We start from the raw sequence: 25,139 nt of genomic DNA on the forward strand, positions 1-25,139 counted from the left end.
TTTATGATCCACATGCCTTTACAACAGCAGACTGTGTTTCTTCAGTTGGACCGTACTCGATAAACTCGATACAACGAGCATTCGGATCAGCCCCACTTATAATAGTAGCATATTTATTCAGTTGTGGTAAAGTTTCTACATTTGTAAAAACAAAATAGTCATTATTCATTACAATCCTCATATAGTCTGGTTCAACTTTAGTTGGTTCAAAATGAATTTCGGAAACTGAAGCCATCGAGCCATCATCAATGGTGGCTAAAGCTGCTAATAAAGATTCAGTCATCGATTCTTCCGTAAAACCAACAAGTAACGGCAAGCGTTCAACTGTCGCAGGATCTATCGATTCGAATTCTTTATAATATCCATCTTCAAAATAAATACGTATCGTTGGTTCTAATGTGTATCCTACAGCTTTTTTTTCAGTTACGTTTAAATTCACGATACCTTGACGATAATATACATTAGCATCAACATTGTCAATCCCCTTAACTTTTTTTCCTTTTTGATTTATAAAAGGTCTAAACGTTAAATATATCCGTTGATTTTCATGAATGTTAAGCGCATCTTTGATTTCGTCATCACTGAGAATCACATTCCCATTTACTCTTACGTTGTGAATTCGTGAAGCATCACTTTTATCAAAATAGTAAATCCCTAAAAGAGCTCCAATTACAACTAAAATTTGGATCGATTTGATAAGTCTTCGTTTGCGTTTATTACGGCGAATTGTCTTCTTTTTAAGGTCTATCGAGGCCTTAATTTTATCAATTGGTTCCCGTTCATCGTTTAATTCAGGATTATTGCGACGTGTCATTTTCCCCCACCACCTTTTCAACTAAATCAGCAATATTTGAAACCGCATCAGGCGTTGCACGTTTAAGCGCATTGCGTCCTAATTCAATCAATCGTTGTTTATTACGAATCAGTTCAAAAACATGCTTATTTAAGATATTATCATGGATATCTTCCTCTAATAGCATATCACATGCACCTTTATCAAATAACGATTTAGCATTGTAGAATTGATGATTATTAGCCACATAAGGGCTGGGAATAAGTAGTGAAGGAAGCCCAAATGATTCAATTTCAGCGACCGTTGATGCACCAGATCTGCATACAATTAAATCTATGACTGGTAGCAATGCTTTTTGATCAACAAACCCTTCCAGTCGGATATTTGGATGAACCTCACCAACTGTTTTCTTAAATTCCTCAATATGGAGTGGTCCCGTCACGATGATGACTTGTGTCGATGCGTCATCGTATTGTTTTACAAAATCCACGAATTTCTTGTTCATAGCAGTCGAACCTTGAGACCCCATAACCATGAGAACTGTATTTAAATTTAAATCTAAATTAAGCCGTTTGACCTCATCAGAGCTATCGATATCTTCATGAATAAGCGAAGCACGCGGATTGCCAAGATAATATACATGATCTCTACCCGAAAATGCTTCCTCATAACATGTAACAATCGCTTTCGCAGAATCCGCAATCATCTTATTTGCTTTTCCAGGATAAGCATTTTGCTCATGTAAAACAATGGGAATGTTAAGGGATTTTGCCGCAAAAGTAACCGGTCCACATACATAACCTCCAAAAGCAAATACAACATCTGGTTGAATTGTTTTAAGATGTTTTTTTGCTGAACGATATGCACCAAACTGAGAAAATACAGCTTTAATTTTATCCAAAACAGAGCCTTGTAGTCCTTGGTTATGAATCGCAAAAAACGGATATCCCGCTTCTGGAACAATCCATGATTCCATTTTATGGTCATTTCCAATGAAAACAACTTCACTATTTCGATTTTTCTTAATGAAATCAGCATAAGTAATTGCGGGGTAAATATGACCGCCACTACCACCTGTAACTATACAAACTTTCATACTTTACCTCTATTCAAATAGCCTTTGATTAACATCAATTTTAAGATGTTCATATGCTTTTGTCGTAACAACACGACCTCGGGGAGTGCGATTTATAAAACCCAGTTGTAATAAGTAGGGTTCATATACATCTTCTAGCGTCATTGTTTCTTCGGATATTGAAGCGGCTATAGCCTCAATTCCAACCGGTCCACCATCAAATCGTTCAATAATCCCACGCAGATACCGTAAATCGACATCATCAAGCCCTAAATTATCAACTTTCAACTTATCGAGCGCAAGTTTTGTGATTGAAATATCAACAACATTATCGTTTAAGACTTGAGCAAAATCACGAACACGACGAAATAAACGATTGGCAATTCGAGGTGTTCCACGCGAACGTTTTGCAATTTCACTGACACCTTCACGGTCAATAACCGTATTTAAAACTCGACTGGTTCGGGCAACAATGGTTTCAAGTTCTTCTTGACTGTAATATTCGAGCTTAGAAATAATGCCGAAACGATCACGTAATGGAGAGGACAGATCCCCTGCTCGCGTCGTCGCTCCAATAAGTGTAAAGGGTGGTAAATCAATTTGAATGCTTCTTGTTGATGAATCCTTACCAACAACAAGATCCAAAGTAAAATCTTCCATCGCTGGATATAAAACCTCCTCGACAGCTTTTGGCATTCGATGAATCTCATCGATAAATAGCACATCTCCTGGTTCTAAACTTGATAAAATAGCAGCAAGGTCACCACTTCGTTCAATACTGGGTCCACTTGTAACCTTGATGCCGGTCTGCATCTCATTTGCAATAACATGCGCTATGGTAGTCTTACCCAATCCCGGAGGACCGTAAAACAAGAGATGATCAAGTGCTTCATTCCGTGACTTCGCAGCCTCGATAAAAATCTTTAAGTTTTCTTTCAATCCCTCTTGACCAACATAAGCAGAAAGTGTTTGGGGACGTAAACTTTCTTCGTAATCTTGACCGGATAAAACGGCTTCACCCGACATAAGACGTTCTTCCATCTACAATCCCCTCTTTCTTGAATGTAAGAGTTTTAAGCCTTCTTTAATCATCTCATCAACGGAATCAAGATTTAGAAGCGACAACTCCTGCTTTATATTGTTTAACTCTACTTTTTTAAATCCAAGATCGGCCAGTGCATCCAACGCTTCATCAACAAGTGGCATTGCCACATGTTTTGTTGACGGTGTATCGGATGCGACAAATTTCCCTTTAAGATCTAACATCATTTGAGAAGCCATCTTAGGACCCACACCTGGCAGTTTCTTAAGGAAAGCCATATCTTCTTGGTCAATCGCGCGAATGATATCCTCACCACTAAAACGGCTTAAAATTGTAATCCCCGTTTTAGGTCCGACGCCTTTAACCGTAATTAATTGGCGAAAAATATCCAACTCACGTTTATCGACAAATCCATATAAAATGATTGCATCTTCTCTCACATGCTGGTAAGTGTGAAATATTATGCTCTCATTTAATGTAACCATTTCTGGATTCCCACAAAAAACTTGATAACCAATACCATGGTTATCGACCACAACATAATCGATTCCTCGATCCACTGCAACACCTGAAATAAATGCAATCATATTATCACCTATTATTATTCTACCATACCTTCTTCAAAAACAAATTGAATATCTGCAACAATTACAATATCTCCATCTTTTACGCCAGCATCACGAAGTGCTTGATCAACACCTAAACGCTTCATAGCAAGGCCAAATTGGATGGCAGATTCTTCTGTATCAAATTCATATTGACGGAGCTGACGATCAATAATATCACCCGTAACACGCCATTTTGTTTGATTGATTTGTTCAATATCAAAATTACGTTTTGGAGCTTCATATTTATAGACAACGGATTCACTTTGTTCTTCAATACGCTCTTCAACATGTTCGTCAAGAATATCTGCAAGGCGGTAAAGAAGTGAATCAATCCCTTCCCCAACCATCGTTACAAGTTCAAAAATTTCTAAATCGGGATATGCTGCTTTAAACTTCTCTAAATTTGAAGGCGCAACATCTAAATCCATCTTATTGGCGACCACAACCATCGGTTTTTTCAATAACGATTCATTGTATTTTTCCAATTCATTATTAATAACTTTATAGTCTTGAATCGGATCACGTCCATCTTCTGCACCCATATCGACAACATGGACTAAAACACGGCATCGTTCAATGTGCTTCAAGAATACATGACCAAGACCTTTTCCAAGATGGGCATCTTCGATAAGACCTGGTAAATCGGCTACCGCAAATGATCGTCCATCTGGACTGCTTGAAATCCCAAGATTTGGCGCAATTGTTGTGAAATGATAATCAGCAACTTCTGGTTTGGCTCTTGAAATCACAGAAAGTAATGTTGATTTCCCAACTGAAGGATAACCAATTATTCCTACATCAGCCAGCAGTTTCAACTCAATTGTGATATCAAGTTCTTGACCTAATTCACCTTTTTCTGAAAAAGTCGGTGCAGGGTTATTTGCTGTTGCAAATCGAGCATTACCTCTACCACCGCGTCCGCCATGCGCTACAACCTCACGTTGGCCTACTTCTGTCAAGTCAGCAATAACAATACCTTTTTCGTTATCAATAACCATAGTGCCTACAGGAACTCTTAAAACTACATCTTCTGCGCCTGCTCCGTGCATTTTTTTATTCTTACCCGGTGTACCATGTGAAGCCTTGATAACACGATTATATCTTAAATCAAGCAATGTTGATTTATTCGAATCGGCAACAAAAATAATATCGCCGCCTTTTCCACCATCACCGCCATAAGGTCCACCAAGTGGAACAAATGCTTCGCGACGGAATGATGTCATTCCATCGCCACCGTTTCCGGCTACTACTTTTATATTAACGCGATCTACAAACATTAAATCACCCTTTCCATTTCAATTAAAAACCCCCTATTTAAGGGGGCTTCAGATTAAGCTACTGGATAAACTGAAACACATTTGCGAGTTTTGCTAATGCGTTCGAATTTAACAACACCATCCACTTTAGCGAATAAAGTGTCGTCGCCACCACGGCCTACGTTAACACCTGGATGAATCTTTGTACCACGTTGGCGGTATAAGATTGAACCTGCTGTACAGAATTCACCATCTGCGCGCTTTGAGCCTAAACGTTTTGAATGTGAGTCACGACCGTTTTTTGTCGAACCAACACCTTTTTTAGAAGCAAATAATTGGATATCTAATACGAATTTCATGAAGTAACCTCCTTTTCATTTATTTCGATATATTTAGATTGAGTTTGTTCCATTGTTTTAAGTTGCAACAAGACAAACTCAAATAGTTTTTGATTTAGTTCATTACTATGTTTAATTTCGATTTCAATTAGTGGTTCTTGAGTCATGACCAATTCTACTGAATCATCTAATGAATCAAAACCATTGAGAGCACCAACCATTATGGAACTAACTCCCGCACACACAAGATCAAATCCGTGTTCACCTGAACCAGCATGACCTGTTACGGTCATTTTTTTATAGATGCCTTCACTAATTAAAACAGATACATGTATCATCGAACTATCCTGCGTTAATGTCAGTTACAACTAACTTAGTATACGGTTGACGATGACCTTGTTTTTTACGTGTTGAACCTTTTTTAGCTTTATACTTGAAGATAGTAATTTTCTTACCTTTTCCATGTTTTTCAACTTTAGCAGTTACAGTAGCACCTTTAACGTATGGAGTACCAACTTTAAGTGTGCGGTTTTTAACAGCAACAACTGTTTCAAAAACAACTTCTTCACCTTCTTGAACATCCAATTTTTCTACAAAAATTGTTTGATCCTTCTCAACTAAAACTTGTTTTCCACCTGTTTCAATAATTGCGTACATAGTACACCTCCTTCAATTTTTTGCCATAAGACTCGCCAAGTAAGGTGGACGAATCACTTAAACCTTACAGTGTGCGGTTGTACGTCCAGAGACATGCAACTACGCCTTTAAATGCCTTAACATTATATAACAGTCCCAATATAATGTCTAGTCTATATCGAAATTATTTAATATATTGACTATTCTCTATTTTCAGCTCAAACACCGCTTTGTTTAAAGAGAAATTTTAACATAAGCCCAATAAAATCAAAAGGCTATTTATACAATCATTAAGCGATTTTTTGTGTTTAAAATCTAGTTAAGAAGCTCTTTTTTTGAATTACAAATCATTTTCGATTTTTATTCCTTAAATTCTTCTTAAGTTTCCGATAATATCATTAATTTCCACTGTTTATATGTTAAAATCTTAACGAAAGGTGGATTTGGGATGAAAGCATTTTTATTTTGTGGGTGCGTCTATGAAAGCTAAACGAAGCATTAAGGTACGCAAACTCAATATGAAGGCAGTGGCGTCAATTATCGCCGCCCTACTCGTTGTTGTAACAATCATCGTGACTTTGATATTTAATCCTTTCTCAAAGTATCCGAGATACATGACCCGTGTTTCAAACGAGTATAAAAAAATTGGTCATCATGAAGTCATCAAAGAAGCAACCGATGATAACGTCATGGTTTTACATTATCCAACACTCGATAATGAAAAAGTAAACACTTGGATTGAAGCGATTACCGCTCAAAGCAAAGAGCGTTCGAAAGGATTATCAAATAAAGATGGAAAGAAATCTGAAATATTCCAAGATTACTCAATTTATCAAGTCCATGATAAATATGTAACTGTAGATATTAAAACATTATTAAATAACGAAATTACAGATCAAATCTCTAGAACTTACGATATTGAGAGTGGAGAATTTGTAAAAGCAACTGACTTATTTAATGATCTTGGTCGAAAGAAACTCATCAGCGATGTAAGAGCAACACTTACCAAACCCAAAGAAATGGATCGACTTAGCTATCTCAAGGCAACATCACTTGACGAAAATGCGTCGATTTCATTATCGGATTCAAGTGTAGTCTTTACAATCGACGGATTTAAAAATCCCGTTTCATTTGAACTATCTAAAATTACAGATTACTTCTCCCATTCGATCGGTTCGTATGAAAAAACAAATGGCGAAATTTCGCCTGTCTACCTCGATCGCGGTATTGATCCAAAAGAGAAATTGGTTGCGTTCACATTTGATGATGGTCCACATCATCGTAATACTCAATTAATTATGGATGAAATGGATAAATATGAAGGTCAAGCAACATTCTTTATGCTTGGGGAGCGGGTAAATCAAAACCCATCAATCGTAAAAGAAATTGTTCGTCGTGGTCACCAAATAGCAAATCACTCTTATACACACCCTGATTTTAATTCAATGGATATTAAGGATGTAAATAAGGAAATCAAAGATACCGACGATGCACTGTATAAAGCATCAGGATTAAAAGGTCCATTTATGGTCCGTCCACCCTATGGAAATGCAAATGCAGCGGTTCGCGAGGGAGCACCCGTAACATTTGTAAACTGGTCTGTAGACAGTGAAGATTGGGTATCTCGAGATTCTCAACAGATTTGTAATACCATCGATAAATATAAACATGATGGTGCAATTATTTTACTCCATGATATTTATGAATCCAGTTACGAAGGCTTTAAATGTGCAGCAAAAAAACTGCATGATCAAGGCTATAAATTTGTAACGGTCAAAGAATTACTTGAATCTCGCAATGACAGCGTTAAAACAAATGCTATTTATTTTAATGCTGATCCAATTCAATAAATTGAAGTCAAAAAAAGTTAGGGTTAAACCTAACTTTTTAATTTGCTTTTTTTACAGAATAATAGAACGAAGTTCCCGAACCCAATTCCGATTCAACCCAATATTTTGATCCACTGGCATCACAAATCGCTTTAACGATGGATAAACCCAGCCCACTGCTTGATCCACTACGTTGGTAGTTTTTATCAATCTTATAGTACCGATCCCAAATATGATCAATAATATCAGGGCTAATCCCAATTCCGTGATCTGTAACGGAAACGACAACAAAATCCCCTTCAACTTCTGCTTTAATGATGATTAAATTATCTTCACCAACATATTTGGTAGCGTTATTAATATAATTATAGAGAACCTGACCCATTTTAATTTCATCTGCTATCACCATTAAGTTAGGATCACAATGAACTTCAAATTGTAAATCCATTGCTAAAAACAAATGGGTGGTGCTGCGAATTTGTTGTAACATAAAATACTCAGTTTCTTTAATATCGAATACATTGGCTTCATATTTTGACAAGGTTAACATATCATTTACAAGACGTTCCAAATGATTAACCTCATCCACAATAACATGAAGATGCTGTTCACGCATCTCTGGATTATCGCCGGAGATATCTTGAATCATCTCTGCATATGCTTTTATCATGGTTAAAGGTGTTTTGATATCATGAGAGACATTAGCGACTAGGTCTCTTCGTAATTCATCGGTTTTACGAAACTCTTGGGTTGCATAATTCAATGTGCTTGCCAAAGTTTCAACTTCAGAATAATCATCCCCTTCAAAATCTACTGATAAATCGCCATCCGCCAACTTTTTAGCACTGTTGGTAATTTTTGTAATTGGACTTGATAGTCGCTTCGATAAGATAAAAGCAACAATTGTCGCAACGCTAAATACTACAAGTGCTAGCAATCCAAATTGTCTTTTTAAAACAAATACCGTTGAATCTAAAAGTTTTATCGGAGAAATAACAAAAATGTAATTCGGTTTCCCATTTATGAGTGTACTTCTCCCATAAAAATACATCCCTTGCTCATGGATTCCATTATTAAAATTAATCGAAAAATCATGTGTAGAAGCATTATCAGCCATAATCATATACTCTTTCATCGTAGAATTTTTTAGATTGTTTAACTGACAAGGAATATTGGGGTTCTCACCAATATAAGTACGAACCCCAAGATCGTTATAAATACTAATACACATGTTTTCAGTTGCAAGAATTTTTCCTGTTGCTTCTTCGACTATCGAAATATCCGATCGTTCTAACAACCGTTCAATCTCTGTGACCTTCATTTGGATCGTCTGAGATCGATTACGCTCGTAATATGGTCCTATAAATGAAATCTGTAACATCCATAAAAATAACAGCATAATTCCTGTTAATAATAGGAAGTAGAACCAAATACGAAAGGCCATATTTTTAGTTGTTGATTTCAAACTTGTAGCCTGTTCCACGTACCGTTACGATATAGTCACGATACGGACCTAAGTTTTGTCTTAACATTTTAATATGAGTATCGACGGTACGATAGTCACCATAATAATTATAATTCCATACTTTGTCTAACAATACATCACGCGAAAGCGCTTGATCTTTGTGCTGAATGAGAAAGACCAATAGGTCAAACTCTTTAGGGGTGACATTAATTCGTTCACCATCGATAATTAAGTTACGGCCTGTAATATCCACTTCAAGACCACCAAATGAATAAACACTGTGTTTCATTCCTTTAGCGCGTTCACTTACCGCTTTGATTCGAGCCATTAATTCCTTTGGCGAAAACGGTTTGGTGACATAGTCATCAATTCCCAATTCAAAACCAAGAAGCTTATCGAACTCCTCTTGACGTGCAGATAACATAATTATCGGAACATCTTTGATTTTCTTTATTTCACGACATGCAGTAAAACCATCAAGATTTGGCATCATGATGTCCAATACAACAACATCATAGTCATTGCTTTTGACCATTTCTATTGCTTCAGCTCCATCGGACGCCTCATCACATAATAACCCCGTCGCCTTTGCATATTCCTTGGCAACTTCTCTAATTTTCTCTTCATCATCTACAATCAAAAATCTAACCATGTGAATTCACCTCTTTCATTTTATGATTCGTGAAATTCCGGATTTGAATCAAATCGGTACATATCCATTATGATCAAAGAGCCCGGTTCACGCATCTGCCCCTTCACTAAGACAAGTGCTCCTATTTCTAGGTTCACTTTTATTTTATCATATACTGACGGAAATACCACTCCATCAATCAAACCTGTATCATCACTTAATTGAATAAAGGCCATTTGGTCCCCTTTTTTGGTTCGATGGAGCTTTATCCGATCAACCATTGCGATGATTCTGAAATATTTATCACGAACTTTAACATCAATGACTGAGTCCGCTTCATGTTTCTGTTTTAAGCGGAATGTTGGATGCTCACTAAAGTAAAAGCCCAAAACAAGCAGTTCATCATTGAGAACCTGTCGCCGATTTTCAGTTACCATTGTAAAGATTGGTTCACTGATTAAATCCATATTCAAGGATGATTGACCATCTTTCTCAACTCGAATGATGTTCGCATAGCGTAACGCTTCTTCAAGAGATGCAATCATACTCAAACGATCAGGATTTAAATAGTCAAACGCACCTGCTTGAATCAATAACTCAAACTGACTTTTCTTGATGCCTACTAAATTCAGTCTGCTAATTGCGTTGTAGTAACTCAAATATGGTCCATTTTTATTTACTTCAGTGCTTATTCTAGCCCCGATACTTTTACTAATACCTTTAATAACGGTAAATGGCAAGCGAATCGCAAATCCCTCAAGTGTATAATGATTAGTGCTTTGTTCCAAGTTAACCGGTCGTAACTCAACCTTCCTACGACGACATTCATCAATATATTGTCGTGTTTTAACCTCACTTCCAATCACACTGGTGAGTAAATAAGTATAGAATAAATGCGGATAATTTGCTTTTAAATAAGACAATTGATAGGCGATTAAACCATATGCAACCGAATGAGATTTATTAAATCCATAATTCGCAAATTTATAGATAAGCGCAAAAAGCTCTTGCGCAAAAACATTACTATGACCTTTATCGATACATCCTTGAACAAACTCCGCTTTTAAACCATCAAGTTCTTTAGCATCTTTCTTACTCATTGCTTTACGTAAAATATCCGCTCGAGCTAAACTGAATCCCGCCATAATTTGAGCAACTTGCATAATCTGCTCTTGATAAATCAGAATCCCATTGGTACTTTCCGTAATTTTTTTTAAGTCCTCATGAATATACTTGACGTTTTGGGGATGCGCACGATTTTCGAGGTACAATGGAATATTTTCCATAGGTCCCGGTCTAAACAGTGCAATGGTATCTACAATATCACTAAACTTATACGGTTTCACTTTTTTTAACAATGCTTTCATCCCATCGGATTCAAGTTGAAACACCCCAACCGTTTCTGCCCGTGAAATTAAATCGTAAGTTTTTTTATCGTCAAGAGGAATTGCCATAATGTCAAATGGCTCCTGTTCATTAATTTGACGACTGATATTGTCAATAATCGTCAAATTTCTGAGCCCCAGAAAATCTATCTTCACAAGACCAATTGACTCAAGACGACTCATATCATATTGGACCGCTTTGGTCTCTGAGTCTAATTGAATAATAGGGACCACATTTTCAAGTGGTTTTTTACTCAACACAATTCCAGCAGCATGGGTCGACGTATGTCGTGGCATACCTTCAAGACTACACGCAAGCTCAAACGTTTTGGTTAAGATATTCTCAGATTGTAGAAGCGATTTAAATCGACTGTTCTGATTGTAATTTTGACGCAAATCTAAAAGTGGATCAATAAGTTTTGAAACTTGATCAACCTTACGAATTGGAACTTGCAATACTCGAGCTGTATCCCGAAACGCTTGCCGCGCCTTGAGTGTCCCAAATGTCACAATATGAGCAACATAATTATCACCATATTTTTCCCTTACGTAATCAATTACAAATTGCCGCTTATCATCTGGAAAATCTATATCAATGTCGGGCATTGATACACGTTCAGGGTTTAAAAATCGTTCAAATAACAAATCATACTCAATCGGATCAATTTCAACGATACCTAAACAATAGGCAACAAGGGAACCCGCAGAACTCCCACGACCTGGTCCTACATAAATCCCCTCTTTTTTCGCATAGCGAATCACGTCATAGACGATTAAGAAGTAATCTGTAAAATTCATGTCATTGATAATTTTCAACTCATAGTCCAAACGTTCTTGGTATTTCACAGGTACAGATTGATTTAATCTGCGCTTCAAGCCAAAATGACTCAACTGTTCTAAATAAATCTTATTACTTACATCTTGATGCGTTTCAAACTCCGGTAATTCTGTTGTCAAATCAAGGATCGATACATGACACATTTCCGCGATGGCATTAGTAAGTTCAATTTCAGATTCCTGATAAAGCACCGTAAAATCATCACACGTCGTAAAATGCCGATTCGGGGAAGAAACAAGCGTTTTATCTTCTAAATAAGTTCCTTTATCGATTGCTTGCAAAGCTCGAAACGCTTCCTCATCATCTTTATTTTCGTAATATACTTTCGGAAGCGCAACACATTCAATCCCTCTTAAAGCCGCCATTTGACGAAGTTGATCGTTAACAGTTGCAAAAAAACCGGACTCTTGATGTGATAATCCAATATAGAAATGCGAAAACGAAGCGTTGAGTCGTTCCATTACGATTGCAACATCATCCAAATCTTTACCGAGCATCCCTTTTTCAAAGGGCCCTTGTTCGGAGTATGCAATGAACACTAAATCGGATTGAAAAGGAATCACATCCGCCTCCGATACACATTCTTGTTGTGAAAGAAGATAGGATAAGTGAATAAGCCCTTGATACCCCTCATTCGTACGTGCGAGAACGAGTGAATCATATTGAAAATCATCAGCATCAATCGTAATTTCCATACCGAAAATCGGTTTAAGATTACGTTTTTGTGCTTCTACATAAAAATCAAGTGCACCAAAAAGAACATGCCGATCAGTCAGGGCGATGCTCTTCATACCAAATTCTTTTGTTTTTTCGCAGATTAAGTCTACAGACATCATTCCTTTTAAGAGCGAATAATGACTGCGAACCATTAAATGTGTCGCCATTTTGCCACCTCTATCATTATTATACATGAAAAAACATCGCTATAATAGCGATGTTTCTGCCAATTCTTGAATAAGTGATTCCATCGTTTGATAGGTCAAACCTTTAATACCACAAGCAAGACGATGTCCACCACCGTTATAGCGTTGCGCAATGGTATTAATTGTATTATTTTGAGATCTTAACGATGCTTTAAACGTTCCATCTTCAGTTTGGATAAACAATCCCCAAATCTTAAACTCACGCACACCTGCCATTGAACCTGTAAACATTTTCGCATCAGACTCAGTAATTCCCATTTGATCAAGCAATGCTTGGTCAATGATAACATATGCAAAAGCATCTTTTACTTGGATATGATTTTGAATCTCGCGATTGATTTCAAAATTTCTGCGCGAACGCAGGAAAAGCGCATGATTAAGTTTTGTAATGTTCGCCCCTTCATCCATAAGCCAAGCTGCTGCACGGAGTGTTTTAGAAGAAGTTGTTTCAATTGAGAACTTTTGTGTGTCGGTCAAAATACCCGAAAGAAGCGTATTAGCAATCGTTTCATCCATGTTCATCTGAAGTTCTCGCAATAAATCCGCGACAATTTCACAAACGCTGCCTCGACTCGAATCCACGATTTGTAAATCACCATAAATATCTACTTCTGGATGGTGATCAATCTTAATAATCGCTTTTGCCTCTTGAAAACGTTGATCATCGATACGTTCTTGATTTGCGCTATCTAAAACAATCGCTAAAAACGAGCCAAGATTTTCTACCTGATCCATGGGTTCATAAATCGTAAAATTATGGAGATCGCTTCCTAACATTAAGATTTCCTTATCAGGATAGTTTAACTTCAACCATTTTGCCAGACCAACCTGGGAACCTAAAGCATCCCCATCTGGTTGGACATGGCGAAATAAGCAAATCTTATCATAAGATTCGACATATTCTTGAAATTTAGTTTTGTTCATTATGAATTCGGTAAGCGTCTGTTGCGATTACGAGTTCTTCATTTGTTGGACAAACCCAAATATCCATTGAAGAAGCATCGGTACTCAATTTAACTTCCTTACCACGTGTTTTACTATTTAATTCACGGTCATAATCAAGTTTTAATCCTGGTTGTAACACATCTAAAATTGCTTCACGTGTTCCTGTATCGTTTTCTCCAAGACCCGCTGTAAAGACAAGACCATCAACATGACCTAATTGAAGTGCATAAGCACCCACATATTGTAATACACGTTGTGCATACATCTTACGTGTTAAAATTGCACGTTCATTGCCGTCATCAATACCATTTTCGATATCACGAGCATCACTTGAAATCCCACTAATTCCAGCCATTCCAGATTTTTTGTTGAAAATATCTAAAACTTCTTCGGCTGTAATATCAAGCTTACGCATTAAATAAGTCACGATTGCAGGATCTAAATCACCTGTACGTGTACCCATCATGAGTCCTGCTAATGGTGTGAAACCCATTGATGTATTAACACATTTTCCGCCTTCAACTGCAGAAATCGAAGCACCATTACCTAAGTGAAGTGTAATTAAGTTAACATCTTCAACGTTTTTACCCATTAATTCTGCTGTGCGTTGTGCAACATATTCATGAGAAATACCATGTGCACCATAACGACGAACCGCTAAATCGCTGTAGTATTCGTATGGTAATGCATACATAAACACTTCTTCAGGCATTGTTTGGTGGAATGCTGTATCAAATGCGAAAATATGTGTAGCATTTGGTAACGCTTCTTTAAATGCGCGATAACCAATAAGGTTTGCTGGATTATGTAAAGGAGCTAAATCAGCAAGTTCTTCAACTTGCGCTACAGACACTTCATCACATAATGCACTCCCTTGGAAATACTCACCACCATGAACAACACGGTGACCCGCTGCAACGATTTCTGATAAATCAGAAACAATATTTTTTTCGACAAGACCTTTTAATACAAGATCTACCGCTACATGGTGATCTGGAATATCTAAAGTATCTGTATCTTTTTGATCGTTATATTTAAATGTGATAATTCCATCATTTAAACCAATACGCTCAACAATACCACTTGTAAGCACTTCTGCTTCTGGCATTTCTAATAATTGAAATTTCAATGAACTACTTCCGGCATTTACCGCTAAAACTTTACTCATAATTTCCTCCTCTATTGAAATCATCTAAGATTCTATTGACTTCCCCATCCCCTAGGGCATAAAGTTTATCAAATAATTTTTGATAGGATGTCGCAACTCCCAACTTCTGCTCATACTCTTCGAGTAATTTGGTTGTTCGATTTAAGTTATCATAAACAGCCGAACGACTAATATTAAGGATATCCGCAATTTCTTGATATGACAAGTCATCTTGGTAATAATATTGAAAAACTTGTATTTGTTTTTCTGTTAACAAACTTTCGTAGTAATCAAAAAGCCGATTTAATTCGATTGCTTTCTCAATGCTCATGGTTATCATTCACAAGATGATAGAGATAACTCTCGATATCGAACGCTCTTAAATCGCTGACCGATTCACCCAAACCAATATGACTTACCTTTAAATCCAATTCATCTTTGATACTTAGCAGAACCCCACCTTTAGGTGAACCATCCAGTTTCGTAACGATTAAGGAATCAACAGGCGTGACCTCAGTAAACATTTTCGCTTGAGATAGTCCATTTTGTCCGGTATTACCATCAATCACTAGGTAGGTATGATCAATACTTCCCACTTCACGCTCTAAAACACGCTTCATTTTTTCGAGTTCTTTCATAAGGTTTACTTTATTTTGTAAGCGACCTGCACTATCACAAATCATGACATCAAAATCATGTTCTTTGGCATACCGCGCTGCATCAACATAGACCGATGCCGGATCTTGATTATCCTTACCGCCAATAAAATCAACACCAAGCTCATCAGCCCATACTTTTAGTTGGTTACTTCCAGCTGCTCTAAAAGTATCTCCACCTACCAACAATACTTTATGACCTTCTTGTTGATAGTTATACGCCAATTTTGCGCAAGTCGTCGTTTTTCCCGAACCATTCACACCCACAACAAGAATTGCATTGAGGCGTCCTGGTTCAATGGCATATGGTTCCAAATTATCCCCATACTGTCTTAAAATCACTTCCACAAGCGTTTCCAAAGCTTCTTCTTCACTCATCGAAGTTTTCACATTTTTTCGAAATGTTTTAATAATTTTTTGAGCGCTTTTTAAAGATACATCACTTTGAATCAAAACCGCTAAAAGATGATCATACCAAGCATCATCAAACTTAGGTTTACCTGTAAACATTTGTTTAAGCTTATTACCAAAAGATGCTTTGGTTGAATCCAACCCGGTGGAATAAAGTGCTTGTTCTTTTTGATCTTTTTTATTTGATTTTTTAAACATATCAAAAAATCCCATTATACTTCCTCCTTTAATTCAATTGCCTCATCCAAACGTACACGCAACATGGATGAAACACCACGTGTCGGCATGGTTACACCATACAAGACATCACATTGTGCCATCGTTCCCGATCTATGCGTAATTACTAAGAATTGGGTGTCATCACTGAAATCTTTGATGTAGTTTGCAAGACGCTCAACATTTGCTTGGTCCAGCGCAGCTTCAACCTCATCAAAAATACATAATGGGACATGTCGTGCTTTTAATATCGCAAACAAAACTGAAATTGCGATTAAACTCTTTTCGCCTCCTGAAAACAGACGAATATTTTGAACCGATTTCCCTGGTGGCTGTACATCAATATCGATTCCGGTATTTAGAAGATCATCTTCATCTTCCAACACAAGTTTCGCCTTCCCTCCACCAAACAAAGCACCAAATACTGAACCCAACTCCCCGTTAATCTTATCAAACATTTCTTTAAATTGTTTAACCATGATTTGATCCATCTCTTCGATGACACTAAGAAGTTTATCACGAGAAGAAATAAGATCATCGAGCTGTTTCGTTAGAAATTCATGACGTTCAAACGCTTCTTGATATTCTTCTGGGGCTTCAAGGTTAACATTTCCCAATGCAGCAATTTCGCCGCGCAGCTTAAGAACTTCATCACGACCGTTTGCAGCCGATTCATCATAAATATTTTCAAGCGCATATTCAAAGGTCATTTGATACTCACTTGATAAACGTTCAAGATTTGATTCAAGTCGTGTTGCATTCTTGGTATCACTCAAATTCACTTCATGTTTTTCTTGCGTCAATTTATTTAACTCACTTCGATATTGACGCATCAAGACTTCTTTACGTTGAACATCATTCCCAAGTGCCAAACGACGTTCGCGAATCAAGGCAAGATTAGAACTTAACTCATCACGCTCCATATAAGCACGATTAAGCTTTCCTACAACTTCGTCAACAACATCCTCGGTCATAAACTCATCATTTGGATTTATTTCTTCATACTCTTGTTGTAAACGCTCATACTTCGATCGTTTGACATCAAGCAATGGTTCCAATTGCGCTAAAGCAATTCGGCGTTGCATTAAGATGTCGTTCGTTTCTTTGATCGTTGTTTGCAACATTCGCACTTCGTTTTCCGAGAATACAATTCGATCTTTAAGCTTTGTGATTTCTTCTTCTAAAGATTCCTTGTCACGTTTAAGCGTCAACATGGACTGTTGGTTATTTCTAGTCTTACCACCCGACATTGTTCCACCACGATGCATAACATCCCCATCAAGCGTGACAATTTTATAGGAATGGTGTAATTGTTTCGCAAGACGGTTAGCATCTTCAATTGTGGATACGACAAGAACATTGCCCAGCAAACTCTCTTTTAAGATTTCAAATACCGGATCATTGGATACAAAATCTGAAGCAACGCCCATAAATCCTGGAGCATGTTCACAAACCGTTAAGGCATCATCCGCAACAGAACGTGATTTACATGATGTAAGAGGAATAAAAGTTGCTCTCCCTGACATATTTTTCTTTAAAAAGTTAATCGCATTCACTGCTGCTTTATCATTCTCAGTAACAATATGAACCATCGAACCAGCCAAAGCCGTTGTGATGGCGACTTCCAAACCCTCTTTAGGGGTAAAAACATTCCCCACAGCATCAAGAACCCCAAAAAGCGATGCTTTGTTATTCATAACAGCTTGAACACCTGCTTGAGATTCAAAAGGGCGTTCCAATCGATGCACCACAAGTTCCAATCTGTTTTTTAATTGGTTTAGAGATGACAACAACGTATTCAGGGATTGTTGTTTATCTGCAAGTTCTCGATTTTTTTCATACGTTGTTTCAGTTAACAATTCCACTTCAGCATTTAGTTTCTGATGACGTTCTTTACGTTCATCATATTCCAACTTCGCATCATTCATAGCAGCAAAGAGTTCTTGTGCCTTTGCTTGTTTATCGCCGACTTCCAATGTGTACTTACGGCGTTCATCAATTTCAACTTTTCGCGTTTCTAAGATACCAATCTCACGGACAAATTGCATAACCTTTTCTTGCCCTTTAACGATATCTTGATCCATCTTAAAAATTTCTTGACGTTTCTCTTGGAGTTCATGATCATAGACGCCAATATTTGTTTCTAAGGTTGCAATCTCCGATTCTAAACGATAGGTATCGTTTTTATTTGAGTTAATAAGTTCTTCCAGTTCTTTGATCTCTCGACAGATAACTGAAACTTCAATCGATTCAAGCAACGCTTTTTTTTCTTTATATTGTTCTGCCTTTTTAGCAGCACGTTTCAATGAACTAACCTGACGTGTTATCTCATCCACAATATCTTGCATACGATCAACATTTTCTTTTGTCCGTTCAAGTTTATTGATGGATTCAATTTTACGTTTCTTATATTTGGAGACACCAGCTGCCTCTTCAAAAATCACACGACGTTCAATAGGTTTTGCTTCGGCAAAATAACTAATTGTCCCTTGCGAGATGATGGATAATGAATCTCTACCCAAACCCGTATCCATTACTAAATCATGAACATCGCGTAATCGACATGGAACTTTATTGATTAAATATTCAGACTCACGAGTATCCCGATAGAGTCTTCGTGTTACTTCTAATTCTTCATAATCACTGTTTAAAGGCCGTGCTTCATTATCGAAGACTAAAGTAACTTCCGCAAGATTGACCTTCCGGCGCGTTTCAGACCCATTAAAAATAACATCAGTCATACTCGAGCCACGCATTGATTTTACGGACTGTTCGCCTAAAACCCAACGTATCGCATCACTAATGTTACTTTTACCACATCCATTTGGACCTACAATACCCGTAACGGCATCATCAAAATTTATAACTACTTTATCCGCAAAGGATTTAAAACCCTGCATTTCTATCTTTTTGAGGAACATAGAAACCCCCATTCTCATATGAACTTATTATACCGTAATATGATGAAACATGAAAGATGTATCCTACAATTTGATTTTCTCTGAACAAAGTGCTATTCTTTTATTGGCTACGTTAGGAGGAAATATGCGAAAACGAATTATTCTAATTGCGTTTACTGCAGTTGCACTCGTTTCATTATTTGTCGTTTTATACGATCAATTCAAACCAAAAACAAGTGCTCTAACGCTGAGTACCGGTATGCCTAAAAGCGAAACGGTTATTAAACTTAATGAAATTCAGACATTTTTAAATGATAATCCAGGACAACACGTATTCTTACTAAAAGATGGTAATTCCGACTCCGATTATGTTGAAGATGCATTACTTGCCCCTTTAACAACAGAACAAGAAGTACGTCCCACACCTGAAATTACAACGATTGATATGTCTGATGCTCAAAACATCTCAGTAACACGCTTAAAACAATTATTGGGTGTTGAGAAATATCCTGCATTTGTCGTAATTGAAGCTAAAAAGGATAAAGTTGATGTTAAGTCAACACTTGTATTTAAACAAGATAATCCCTTTACAAGCGATGATTTAAAAACATGGTTCTTCGATAACGGTCTTTGGACTGGTCCTTATGGAATCGAAAGCAAAAAATCATAAACTATCTTACGATAGCAATCAAAAAGTACGAGATCATCTCGTACTTTTTCTTTTACAAATTCAGAATAAATTGTTGGCACAACATCGCACTCACTTTACTTGCAAGAGGTAAGTACTGTTCAAAATCGAGATCGTTTTCAGGATCATGTGTAACATCAGAGAGCCCTCTTAAAACGATAAATGGTGTTTGACTTCGATAACACACATGAGCAATCGCAGTCGCTTCCATTTCGACACAAATTGCATCTGAGAAATGTTTTTGGATGTTAAGGAAAGCTTGTGATGATTTTGTCACAAATTGATCTCCCGAAACGATTAATCCAACATGGAAACGTTTTCCCATGCTTTCAAGAGTTTGTTTTGCAATTTGGAAAAGATTTGAATCTGTTTTAAAAATAAAGCGTGGGTCCGTGTCGGTTCCCGGTCCAATATCCAAATCGTGATATTGAAGATGTGTTGCCACAACCATATCACCATGCTTTTGATCAGCTTTTAATCCACCGGCACTTCCAATATTCAAGACAAGATGCGGATTGTATATGCCTATCAAACAAGAAGCAGTGTAAGCAGCATTAACCTTACCAACACCACTTTGTGCAACAACCACTTCTTGACGAGACAAGACACCCATATAAACATCAATACCGGCAACATTGCTCGATGTTACCCCCGACATAAGTGACGTCAATGCTTGAACTTCTTCTTGCATCGCACCAATAATGAGAATCATAAGCGCTCCTTTGTAATGACAAGCATTACTTTCTCACCCTCATCACAAATCCCCTTGTGATTAAAGTCCGTATATATTTTTACAGAATAACCATGTTTTTCATACGCATCAATTAAAATTTGTGGATCAAATACCCATTGATAAACACTGTCAAAGGTTCCATCTAAAAAATTAATGACATGAACTAAATGAGATCCATCCACTTCAATTTGGTATGCATAATCAAAGGTATCGGTTGACCCTTCTTCATAGTAATCATCGGCAAATTCATTTAAGCGATAGGGATGGTGACAATCCAAAATAATATTGGATGATAAAGCAACGCTTCGCTCAACAAAGTTTAATAAATCTTCTTCAGTTAATATGTAATTAAGACTGTCTCCAACACAAATAAGTGTGTCATACGTTTTTTGATCTTCATACGTAAGAAAATCACCTTGAACCATTTTATTGGCTAATTCAGGATACTTTTCATACCCTAACGCGAGCATGGAATCATCGAGGTCAACACCCTTAACATCAAAATAATCATCAAGTTCATGAAGCAAATCACCCGTTCCACATGCCATTTCTAAAAGGGTATTACCAACAGCATGTTTTCGAACAAACGCTTTGTATAACTGAGTACCTTCTTTTGAGGAAAAAAGACTATCGTAATACGTTTTCATTAATATAGTCCTGATAGAGTTTTTCTAAGTTGTAGTGGCCACGTTCCTCAGTTAAAAACAGGTGAACTACTACATCGTATGCATCAATAAGAATCCAGGTTGAACCATGTTGACGTTCAATACTGCGAATTTTATATCCTTCTTTTTCAATCGCTTCTTCAACAAACTCAGCAATAGCATTAAGTTGGCGAACGCTTGGTGCATCCGCAATTACAAAATAGTCACATAATGGATTTTCTCGTTTAAAATCAACTGTAACAATGTCATTTGCTTTTTTTTCGTCAATTGTTTTCACAATTACATCTAATAAATTATTCATTATTTCTCCTTAGATAGGCACCTTGTGCCCTTTTCACTTCTTGAAATCCTTCAACTAAATTACGTTTTGATAAAGATATTAAAGGTTCACTGTCATAGCCTCTGCCTCGCTCACATTTATCAGCAATATATAAAATCATTCCAATTTTATGAGTCGAAGCACCATTAACATGTCCTCTAATAGCATTTAATACTTGTTTATCTCGCACATAGTATTTTTTTGATAATTCTGACGCTGCCGCAAAACCATGGTAAAATGCAGAATGCAAATCGATATGATGGGGAAACGTTGCCTTCATGATGTTAAGTAAGATTTCATCAGAATCTTCTTTACACAAATCATGAATCATACATGCGAGCGCAACGCGATGCGCATCAACATGATGTACAGCTGCAATTTCTAATGCGAGATCTTTTACTCTTAATACATGTTCATATCGTCGCATTGACACACGATTCCGTAAAATTTCGTCGAGATATAAACCACGTTCCGTCATGTATTGAAGGACGCATGGTGCCGTCTTGGTAATGAAACCTTTTCGAATTTCAGTCGAACTTATCGGTAGAACTGGACCGATGACACGTGGAAATTGCGTATCAACATTTGAATCGCGTGAATAAATGACGAATTGTACCTGTTGACGTAGTTCGTCAAATGCCTTCCATTGATTTAAAGTCGGCAGTTGATCTGAACCAATTAACCACTCAAATTCACAATCATTATACTGGGCTTTTAATACCCTTACGGTATCGATTGAGTACGAGGGTAAAGGCATTCTCGATTCTAGATCAAGAACCTTCATTTTTTTAAAAGGTCGAGTCATCAACTTCACCATCTCAAATCGATGATGGAATGCGGAACTTCCTTCTTTAAACGGATTTTGTGCACTGACAATAAACCAAAGCTCATCCGCATTACGTTGTTTTAGGGCGTGCTTCGCCATCGTTAAATGGCCATCATGAATGGGGTCAAAACTCCCGCCAAACAAGATTATTTTTCTCAAACTTTAATTCGTCCGTTTTTACTGTAACGATAGAAAACTGCAACGCGCCCTATTTTACTTACTAAATCACAACTAAATCGATCTTCAAATGCTTCAATTGCTTCTAAAATTGTAACATCTGAATTTTTTTGAATACTTACCTTCACAAGATTGTGAGCTAACATAGATGTCTCAAACGTTTCATAAACAGTTTCAGTTAATCCATTTTTTCCAATAAATACAGTTGTTTTTTCTTCATGAGAAATACGTTTTAATTCTTTTTTTTGATCTTTACTTAACATTAAATGATCGCCTTTCTGATTACGACTTCCGCTTCTTTATCGAAACGAGTCTCTAATTCTTTTAACTCACCTTGAATACTGATAAATCCAACATCGAAAATTTCAATATCAATGTGCTTATCCGTTACCGGCCATTTTTTCTTACGGTATGAAGGATTTTGAATCATAAAATCATGGTCCAATTCAAAATTTGCTTCCAACCGTTCCGGTTTTATCCGTTTCAGCTCAAATGGAAGATATGAAACAACGTGAACGTGTGACTTAGGAGTAACCGTGATTGCCCCAAGATTCCCCAGTAAAATCGTTTGTTTTTCATATAATTGATATACAGCAGGTTTCAGTGTTTTTTGTGGCGCTAACATCACCAAGTTCTCATCTGTAAACTTAGAGAGCAATTCAGTTTCATTGCTTAATCCCGGTGTGTCGTAAACATCGTAATGTTCCGTTTCAATATGTAACACATCCGCAGTTGTGGATGCAACCGGCGATACCGATAAATCGTTTTTTCCCATTAATGCATTGAGTAAAGAAGACTTCCCTGCATTGACACATCCTACAAACGCACACGGAGCATCCTCCAAGTATGGTGTCAACGCTTCAAGTGTATTCTTTTTCAAGGCTGAAACATAAACAACATCCATCAACGATACATCTTCATTTTTCAGTGCACGCATAATTGCATTTGTAAGTTTGTTGTTTGAAACAGACTTCGGTAAAAGATCACGCTTATTCACGACAAGTACAACACTTTTATTTCTTAATGCACGAAGCAACCCTGTGTGCATACTTTGATTTAAATGCATAATATCTAAAACCCATAGAATATGGCCATCAAAACGCTCAATAAACTCAAGCGTTGTTCCATCATTAACATCAGCTTTAACACGTTTAAAATCGCGATAATGCTTTAAACGAAAACATGATTGACAATAATCATTCTCAATTGATTTCGCGTAACCACGTCCCATTGTATCTTCAGTTTGTAAGACTGAACCACAACCAACGCATTTTTTATTTTCCATATATATTTACCCTTTCAAAAATGGTATCAACTCTTCTTAAGAAGTAGTTTAAATCAAAACACTCTTTTAATTGATCTTCAGTCATCAATGTTAAAACATTCTCATTTTTAAGAAGCACATCCAAAAACGATGTATGCGTATTGTATGCTTCCATTGCAAGTGGCTGTATTAAATCATACGCCGCTTCTCGACTTAATCCCTCGCTATCAATCAATGTTGTCATTACACGTTGTGCAAAAATAACACCGTGTGTCAAGTTGATATTATCCATCATTTTGTCTTCATAAACAACTAAATTCGCAACAATTCGTGTAAATCGATGCAACATATAATCCAATAAGGTGATTGCATCCGGGAAAATGATACGTTCCGCACTGGAATGTGAAATATCACGCTCATGCCATAATGCGACGTTTTCGAAGGATGTCATCATATAGCCACGTATCACACGTGCACAACCCGCCATGTTTTCACTGCTGATTGGATTTCGTTTATGAGGCATCGCAGAAGATCCTTTTTGACCTTTATTAAAGAATTCTTCCAATTCACCAACTTCTGTTCGTTGAAGGTGTCGGATTTCTGTTGCAATTTTTTCAATGCTTGTCGCAATTAATGCCAGTGTCGACATATAGAATGCATGGCGATCTCGCTGAAGTACCTGGGTTGATATATTTGTGGACGTAATGCCTAATTGCGCACATACATAATCTTGTACATAAGGATCTGTATTCGCAAAATTTCCAACAGCACCACTAATTTTACCTGCTTCTAAATCTTTACGTGCACTTTGAAAGCGCGTTAAATTTCGATTCATCTCATCATACCAAAGCGCAAACTTTAAGCCAAAACTTGTAATATCAGCATGAATTCCATGCGTACGTCCTATGCATGGAGTATCTTTATAGCGAATGGCTTGTTGTCTTAACACCTCAATAAAATCAATAAGACCTTGTTCCAGGATATCATTTGCTTGCTTATAAATATATCCATATGCCGTATCAACAACATCAGTACTCGTTAAGCCGTAATGAACCCATCGTTTTTCATCACCCAGTGTCTCACTTACGGCTCTGGTAAATGCGACAACATCATGACGTGTTTCCGCTTCAATTTCATAAATTCGATTGATATCAAAGGAAGCATTTTCTTGTAATGCTTTTAAATCATTATCAGGAACAACGCCCAATTGATTGAATGCCTCTGCAGCATGGATCTCAACTTTTAGCCACGCTTCAAAACGAAATTGATCATTAAATATTGTTTTCATTACATCTCTTGAATACCGATTAATCATAAAACCTCCTAATTGAAATAATAAAGTCTGGAAGTATACAACCGCCAGACTTGGTTTT

General features: G+C 37.0%; 25 protein-coding genes and 1 other annotated feature. Of the genes, 2 read left to right on the top strand and 23 right to left on the bottom strand.

Translation table 11 applies throughout. The features are described from left to right. Position 1 precedes the first annotated feature (1 nt). Genes EPJ90_RS00875 through rplU form a run of 8 tightly spaced genes read right to left on the bottom strand, consistent with a single transcriptional unit; the run spans position 2 to position 5,769 of the window. Positions 2-814, bottom strand: coding sequence for a cell division protein FtsQ/DivIB (locus EPJ90_RS00875; protein WP_161636419.1), 813 nt, complete (start codon positions 812-814; stop codon positions 2-4). Continuing rightward, positions 798-1,889, bottom strand: coding sequence for an undecaprenyldiphospho-muramoylpentapeptide beta-N-acetylglucosaminyltransferase (gene murG / locus EPJ90_RS00880; RefSeq protein WP_200542434.1), 1,092 nt, complete (start codon positions 1,887-1,889; stop codon positions 798-800). The genes EPJ90_RS00875 and murG overlap by 17 nt, the downstream gene beginning before the upstream one ends. A 9-nt stretch (positions 1,890-1,898) precedes the next feature. Further along, a complete protein-coding gene (ruvB, locus tag EPJ90_RS00885; protein WP_161636417.1) occupies positions 1,899-2,909 on the bottom strand; it encodes a Holliday junction branch migration DNA helicase RuvB in 1,011 nt (336 codons plus the stop codon). Then, a complete protein-coding gene (gene ruvA / locus EPJ90_RS00890) occupies positions 2,910-3,497 on the bottom strand; it encodes a Holliday junction branch migration protein RuvA (protein WP_161636416.1) in 588 nt (195 codons plus the stop codon). It lies immediately after the preceding gene. 14 nt (positions 3,498-3,511) lie between these two features. Continuing rightward, positions 3,512-4,795 carry a GTPase ObgE gene (gene obgE / locus EPJ90_RS00895; protein ID WP_200542435.1) on the bottom strand — a complete coding sequence of 428 codons (1,284 nt, stop codon included), beginning with the start codon at positions 4,793-4,795 and terminating at the stop codon, positions 3,512-3,514. 53 nt (positions 4,796-4,848) lie between these two features. After that, on the bottom strand, positions 4,849-5,133 hold the full coding sequence (gene rpmA, locus EPJ90_RS00900) for a 50S ribosomal protein L27 (RefSeq protein ID WP_003773744.1): 285 nt from the start codon (positions 5,131-5,133) through the stop codon (positions 4,849-4,851). Continuing rightward, positions 5,130-5,450, bottom strand: a complete 321-nt coding sequence (locus EPJ90_RS00905; protein WP_125164465.1) for a ribosomal-processing cysteine protease Prp — start codon at positions 5,448-5,450, stop codon at positions 5,130-5,132. The genes rpmA and EPJ90_RS00905 overlap by 4 nt, the downstream gene beginning before the upstream one ends. A gap of 4 nt (positions 5,451-5,454) precedes the next feature. After that, complete coding sequence (rplU, locus tag EPJ90_RS00910) at positions 5,455-5,769, bottom strand: 50S ribosomal protein L21 (RefSeq protein WP_125164464.1); 315 nt, start codon at positions 5,767-5,769, stop codon at positions 5,455-5,457. 18 nt (positions 5,770-5,787) lie between these two features. After that, positions 5,788-5,858 (bottom strand) — a sequence feature (ribosomal protein L21 leader region). 369 nt (positions 5,859-6,227) lie between these two features. Here rplU and EPJ90_RS00915 point away from each other — a divergent pair. Then, positions 6,228-7,598: a polysaccharide deacetylase family protein gene (locus tag EPJ90_RS00915; protein WP_200542436.1), complete on the top strand. Its 1,371-nt coding sequence runs from the start codon at positions 6,228-6,230 to the stop codon at positions 7,596-7,598. Between the two features lie 37 nt (positions 7,599-7,635). Here the strand turns inward: EPJ90_RS00915 and EPJ90_RS00920 are convergent, their stop codons facing one another. From EPJ90_RS00920 to EPJ90_RS00955, 8 genes are all read right to left on the bottom strand, one after another. Next, on the bottom strand, positions 7,636-8,898 hold the full coding sequence (locus tag EPJ90_RS00920; protein WP_244660359.1) for a sensor histidine kinase: 1,263 nt from the start codon (positions 8,896-8,898) through the stop codon (positions 7,636-7,638). A 127-nt stretch (positions 8,899-9,025) separates the two neighbouring features. Beyond that, positions 9,026-9,694, bottom strand: coding sequence for a response regulator transcription factor (locus EPJ90_RS00925; RefSeq protein WP_003773749.1), 669 nt, complete (start codon positions 9,692-9,694; stop codon positions 9,026-9,028). Positions 9,695-9,714: 20 nt separating this feature from the next. After that, on the bottom strand, positions 9,715-12,780 hold the full coding sequence (locus tag EPJ90_RS00930; protein WP_200542437.1) for a DNA polymerase III subunit alpha: 3,066 nt from the start codon (positions 12,778-12,780) through the stop codon (positions 9,715-9,717). Positions 12,781-12,819: 39 nt separating this feature from the next. Then, positions 12,820-13,743 (bottom strand): DHH family phosphoesterase, encoded by a 924-nt coding sequence (locus EPJ90_RS00935; protein WP_200542438.1) that lies wholly within the window; start codon positions 13,741-13,743, stop codon positions 12,820-12,822. Continuing rightward, positions 13,730-14,932, bottom strand: coding sequence for an acetate/propionate family kinase (locus EPJ90_RS00940; RefSeq protein ID WP_161636411.1), 1,203 nt, complete (start codon positions 14,930-14,932; stop codon positions 13,730-13,732). The genes EPJ90_RS00935 and EPJ90_RS00940 overlap by 14 nt, the downstream gene beginning before the upstream one ends. After that, positions 14,925-15,242 (bottom strand): YlxM family DNA-binding protein, encoded by a 318-nt coding sequence (gene ylxM / locus EPJ90_RS00945; RefSeq protein WP_125164458.1) that lies wholly within the window; start codon positions 15,240-15,242, stop codon positions 14,925-14,927. The genes EPJ90_RS00940 and ylxM overlap by 8 nt, the downstream gene beginning before the upstream one ends. Continuing rightward, complete coding sequence (gene ftsY / locus EPJ90_RS00950) at positions 15,232-16,191, bottom strand: signal recognition particle-docking protein FtsY (RefSeq protein WP_161636410.1); 960 nt, start codon at positions 16,189-16,191, stop codon at positions 15,232-15,234. The genes ylxM and ftsY overlap by 11 nt, the downstream gene beginning before the upstream one ends. Further along, entirely contained in the window at positions 16,191-19,115 is a 2,925-nt protein-coding gene (locus EPJ90_RS00955; RefSeq protein WP_161636409.1) for an AAA family ATPase, read from the bottom strand. The genes ftsY and EPJ90_RS00955 overlap by 1 nt, the downstream gene beginning before the upstream one ends. A 124-nt stretch (positions 19,116-19,239) precedes the next feature. On the opposite strand from EPJ90_RS00955, the gene EPJ90_RS00960 reads away from it, so the two are divergent. Then, positions 19,240-19,764, top strand: coding sequence for a hypothetical protein (locus EPJ90_RS00960; RefSeq protein ID WP_161636408.1), 525 nt, complete (start codon positions 19,240-19,242; stop codon positions 19,762-19,764). A 52-nt stretch (positions 19,765-19,816) separates the two neighbouring features. Here the strand turns inward: EPJ90_RS00960 and EPJ90_RS00965 are convergent, their stop codons facing one another. Genes EPJ90_RS00965 through purB form a run of 7 tightly spaced genes read right to left on the bottom strand, consistent with a single transcriptional unit; the run spans position 19,817 to position 25,081 of the window. After that, positions 19,817-20,494, bottom strand: a complete 678-nt coding sequence (locus EPJ90_RS00965) for a 5'-methylthioadenosine/adenosylhomocysteine nucleosidase (RefSeq protein WP_161636407.1) — start codon at positions 20,492-20,494, stop codon at positions 19,817-19,819. Further along, positions 20,491-21,162 (bottom strand): class I SAM-dependent methyltransferase, encoded by a 672-nt coding sequence (locus tag EPJ90_RS00970; RefSeq protein ID WP_200542439.1) that lies wholly within the window; start codon positions 21,160-21,162, stop codon positions 20,491-20,493. The genes EPJ90_RS00965 and EPJ90_RS00970 overlap by 4 nt, the downstream gene beginning before the upstream one ends. Beyond that, a complete protein-coding gene (gene rsfS / locus EPJ90_RS00975; protein WP_200542440.1) occupies positions 21,143-21,481 on the bottom strand; it encodes a ribosome silencing factor in 339 nt (112 codons plus the stop codon). The genes EPJ90_RS00970 and rsfS overlap by 20 nt, the downstream gene beginning before the upstream one ends. Then, positions 21,474-22,484 (bottom strand): nicotinate (nicotinamide) nucleotide adenylyltransferase, encoded by a 1,011-nt coding sequence (nadD, locus tag EPJ90_RS00980; protein ID WP_161636405.1) that lies wholly within the window; start codon positions 22,482-22,484, stop codon positions 21,474-21,476. Before nadD ends, rsfS begins: the two co-directional genes overlap by 8 nt. Continuing rightward, on the bottom strand, positions 22,481-22,765 hold the full coding sequence (locus EPJ90_RS00985; protein ID WP_125164452.1) for a YhbY family RNA-binding protein: 285 nt from the start codon (positions 22,763-22,765) through the stop codon (positions 22,481-22,483). The genes nadD and EPJ90_RS00985 overlap by 4 nt, the downstream gene beginning before the upstream one ends. Then, on the bottom strand, positions 22,765-23,787 hold the full coding sequence (locus tag EPJ90_RS00990) for a GTPase (protein WP_200542441.1): 1,023 nt from the start codon (positions 23,785-23,787) through the stop codon (positions 22,765-22,767). The genes EPJ90_RS00985 and EPJ90_RS00990 overlap by 1 nt, the downstream gene beginning before the upstream one ends. Then, positions 23,777-25,081, bottom strand: a complete 1,305-nt coding sequence (gene purB, locus EPJ90_RS00995; RefSeq protein ID WP_200542442.1) for an adenylosuccinate lyase — start codon at positions 25,079-25,081, stop codon at positions 23,777-23,779. Before purB ends, EPJ90_RS00990 begins: the two co-directional genes overlap by 11 nt. Positions 25,082-25,139 lie beyond the last annotated feature (58 nt).

Source organism: Erysipelothrix sp. strain 2 (EsS2-7-Brazil), from assembly GCF_016617655.1.
Lineage (GTDB): Bacteria > Bacillota_I > Bacilli_A > Erysipelotrichales > Erysipelotrichaceae > Erysipelothrix > Erysipelothrix piscisicarius.

Coding starts and splice junctions, on each gene's coding strand:
- EPJ90_RS00905 (WP_125164465.1), bottom strand. CDS start 5,450: ATGATACATGTATCTGTTTTAATTAGTGAAGGCATCTATAAAAAAATG.
- purB (WP_200542442.1), bottom strand. CDS start 25,081: ATGATTAATCGGTATTCAAGAGATGTAATGAAAACAATATTTAATGAT.
- EPJ90_RS00940 (WP_161636411.1), bottom strand. CDS start 14,932: ATGAGTAAAGTTTTAGCGGTAAATGCCGGAAGTAGTTCATTGAAATTT.
- ruvB (WP_161636417.1), bottom strand. CDS start 2,909: ATGGAAGAACGTCTTATGTCGGGTGAAGCCGTTTTATCCGGTCAAGAT.
- EPJ90_RS00955 (WP_161636409.1), bottom strand. CDS start 19,115: ATGTTCCTCAAAAAGATAGAAATGCAGGGTTTTAAATCCTTTGCGGAT.
- EPJ90_RS00915 (WP_200542436.1), top strand. CDS start 6,228: ATGAAAGCTAAACGAAGCATTAAGGTACGCAAACTCAATATGAAGGCA.
- EPJ90_RS00990 (WP_200542441.1), bottom strand. CDS start 23,787: ATGGAAAATAAAAAATGCGTTGGTTGTGGTTCAGTCTTACAAACTGAA.
- EPJ90_RS00920 (WP_244660359.1), bottom strand. CDS start 8,898: ATGAAGGTCACAGAGATTGAACGGTTGTTAGAACGATCGGATATTTCG.
- rpmA (WP_003773744.1), bottom strand. CDS start 5,133: ATGAAATTCGTATTAGATATCCAATTATTTGCTTCTAAAAAAGGTGTT.
- ruvA (WP_161636416.1), bottom strand. CDS start 3,497: ATGATTGCATTTATTTCAGGTGTTGCAGTGGATCGAGGAATCGATTAT.
- EPJ90_RS00960 (WP_161636408.1), top strand. CDS start 19,240: ATGCGAAAACGAATTATTCTAATTGCGTTTACTGCAGTTGCACTCGTT.
- rsfS (WP_200542440.1), bottom strand. CDS start 21,481: ATGAATAATTTATTAGATGTAATTGTGAAAACAATTGACGAAAAAAAA.
- EPJ90_RS00875 (WP_161636419.1), bottom strand. CDS start 814: ATGACACGTCGCAATAATCCTGAATTAAACGATGAACGGGAACCAATT.
- EPJ90_RS00985 (WP_125164452.1), bottom strand. CDS start 22,765: ATGTTAAGTAAAGATCAAAAAAAAGAATTAAAACGTATTTCTCATGAA.
- murG (WP_200542434.1), bottom strand. CDS start 1,889: ATGAAAGTTTGTATAGTTACAGGTGGTAGTGGCGGTCATATTTACCCC.
- rplU (WP_125164464.1), bottom strand. CDS start 5,769: ATGTACGCAATTATTGAAACAGGTGGAAAACAAGTTTTAGTTGAGAAG.
- ftsY (WP_161636410.1), bottom strand. CDS start 16,191: ATGGGATTTTTTGATATGTTTAAAAAATCAAATAAAAAAGATCAAAAA.
- EPJ90_RS00925 (WP_003773749.1), bottom strand. CDS start 9,694: ATGGTTAGATTTTTGATTGTAGATGATGAAGAGAAAATTAGAGAAGTT.
- EPJ90_RS00970 (WP_200542439.1), bottom strand. CDS start 21,162: ATGAAAACGTATTACGATAGTCTTTTTTCCTCAAAAGAAGGTACTCAG.
- ylxM (WP_125164458.1), bottom strand. CDS start 15,242: ATGAGCATTGAGAAAGCAATCGAATTAAATCGGCTTTTTGATTACTAC.
- EPJ90_RS00930 (WP_200542437.1), bottom strand. CDS start 12,780: ATGGCGACACATTTAATGGTTCGCAGTCATTATTCGCTCTTAAAAGGA.
- EPJ90_RS00965 (WP_161636407.1), bottom strand. CDS start 20,494: ATGATTCTCATTATTGGTGCGATGCAAGAAGAAGTTCAAGCATTGACG.
- obgE (WP_200542435.1), bottom strand. CDS start 4,795: ATGTTTGTAGATCGCGTTAATATAAAAGTAGTAGCCGGAAACGGTGGC.
- EPJ90_RS00935 (WP_200542438.1), bottom strand. CDS start 13,743: ATGAACAAAACTAAATTTCAAGAATATGTCGAATCTTATGATAAGATT.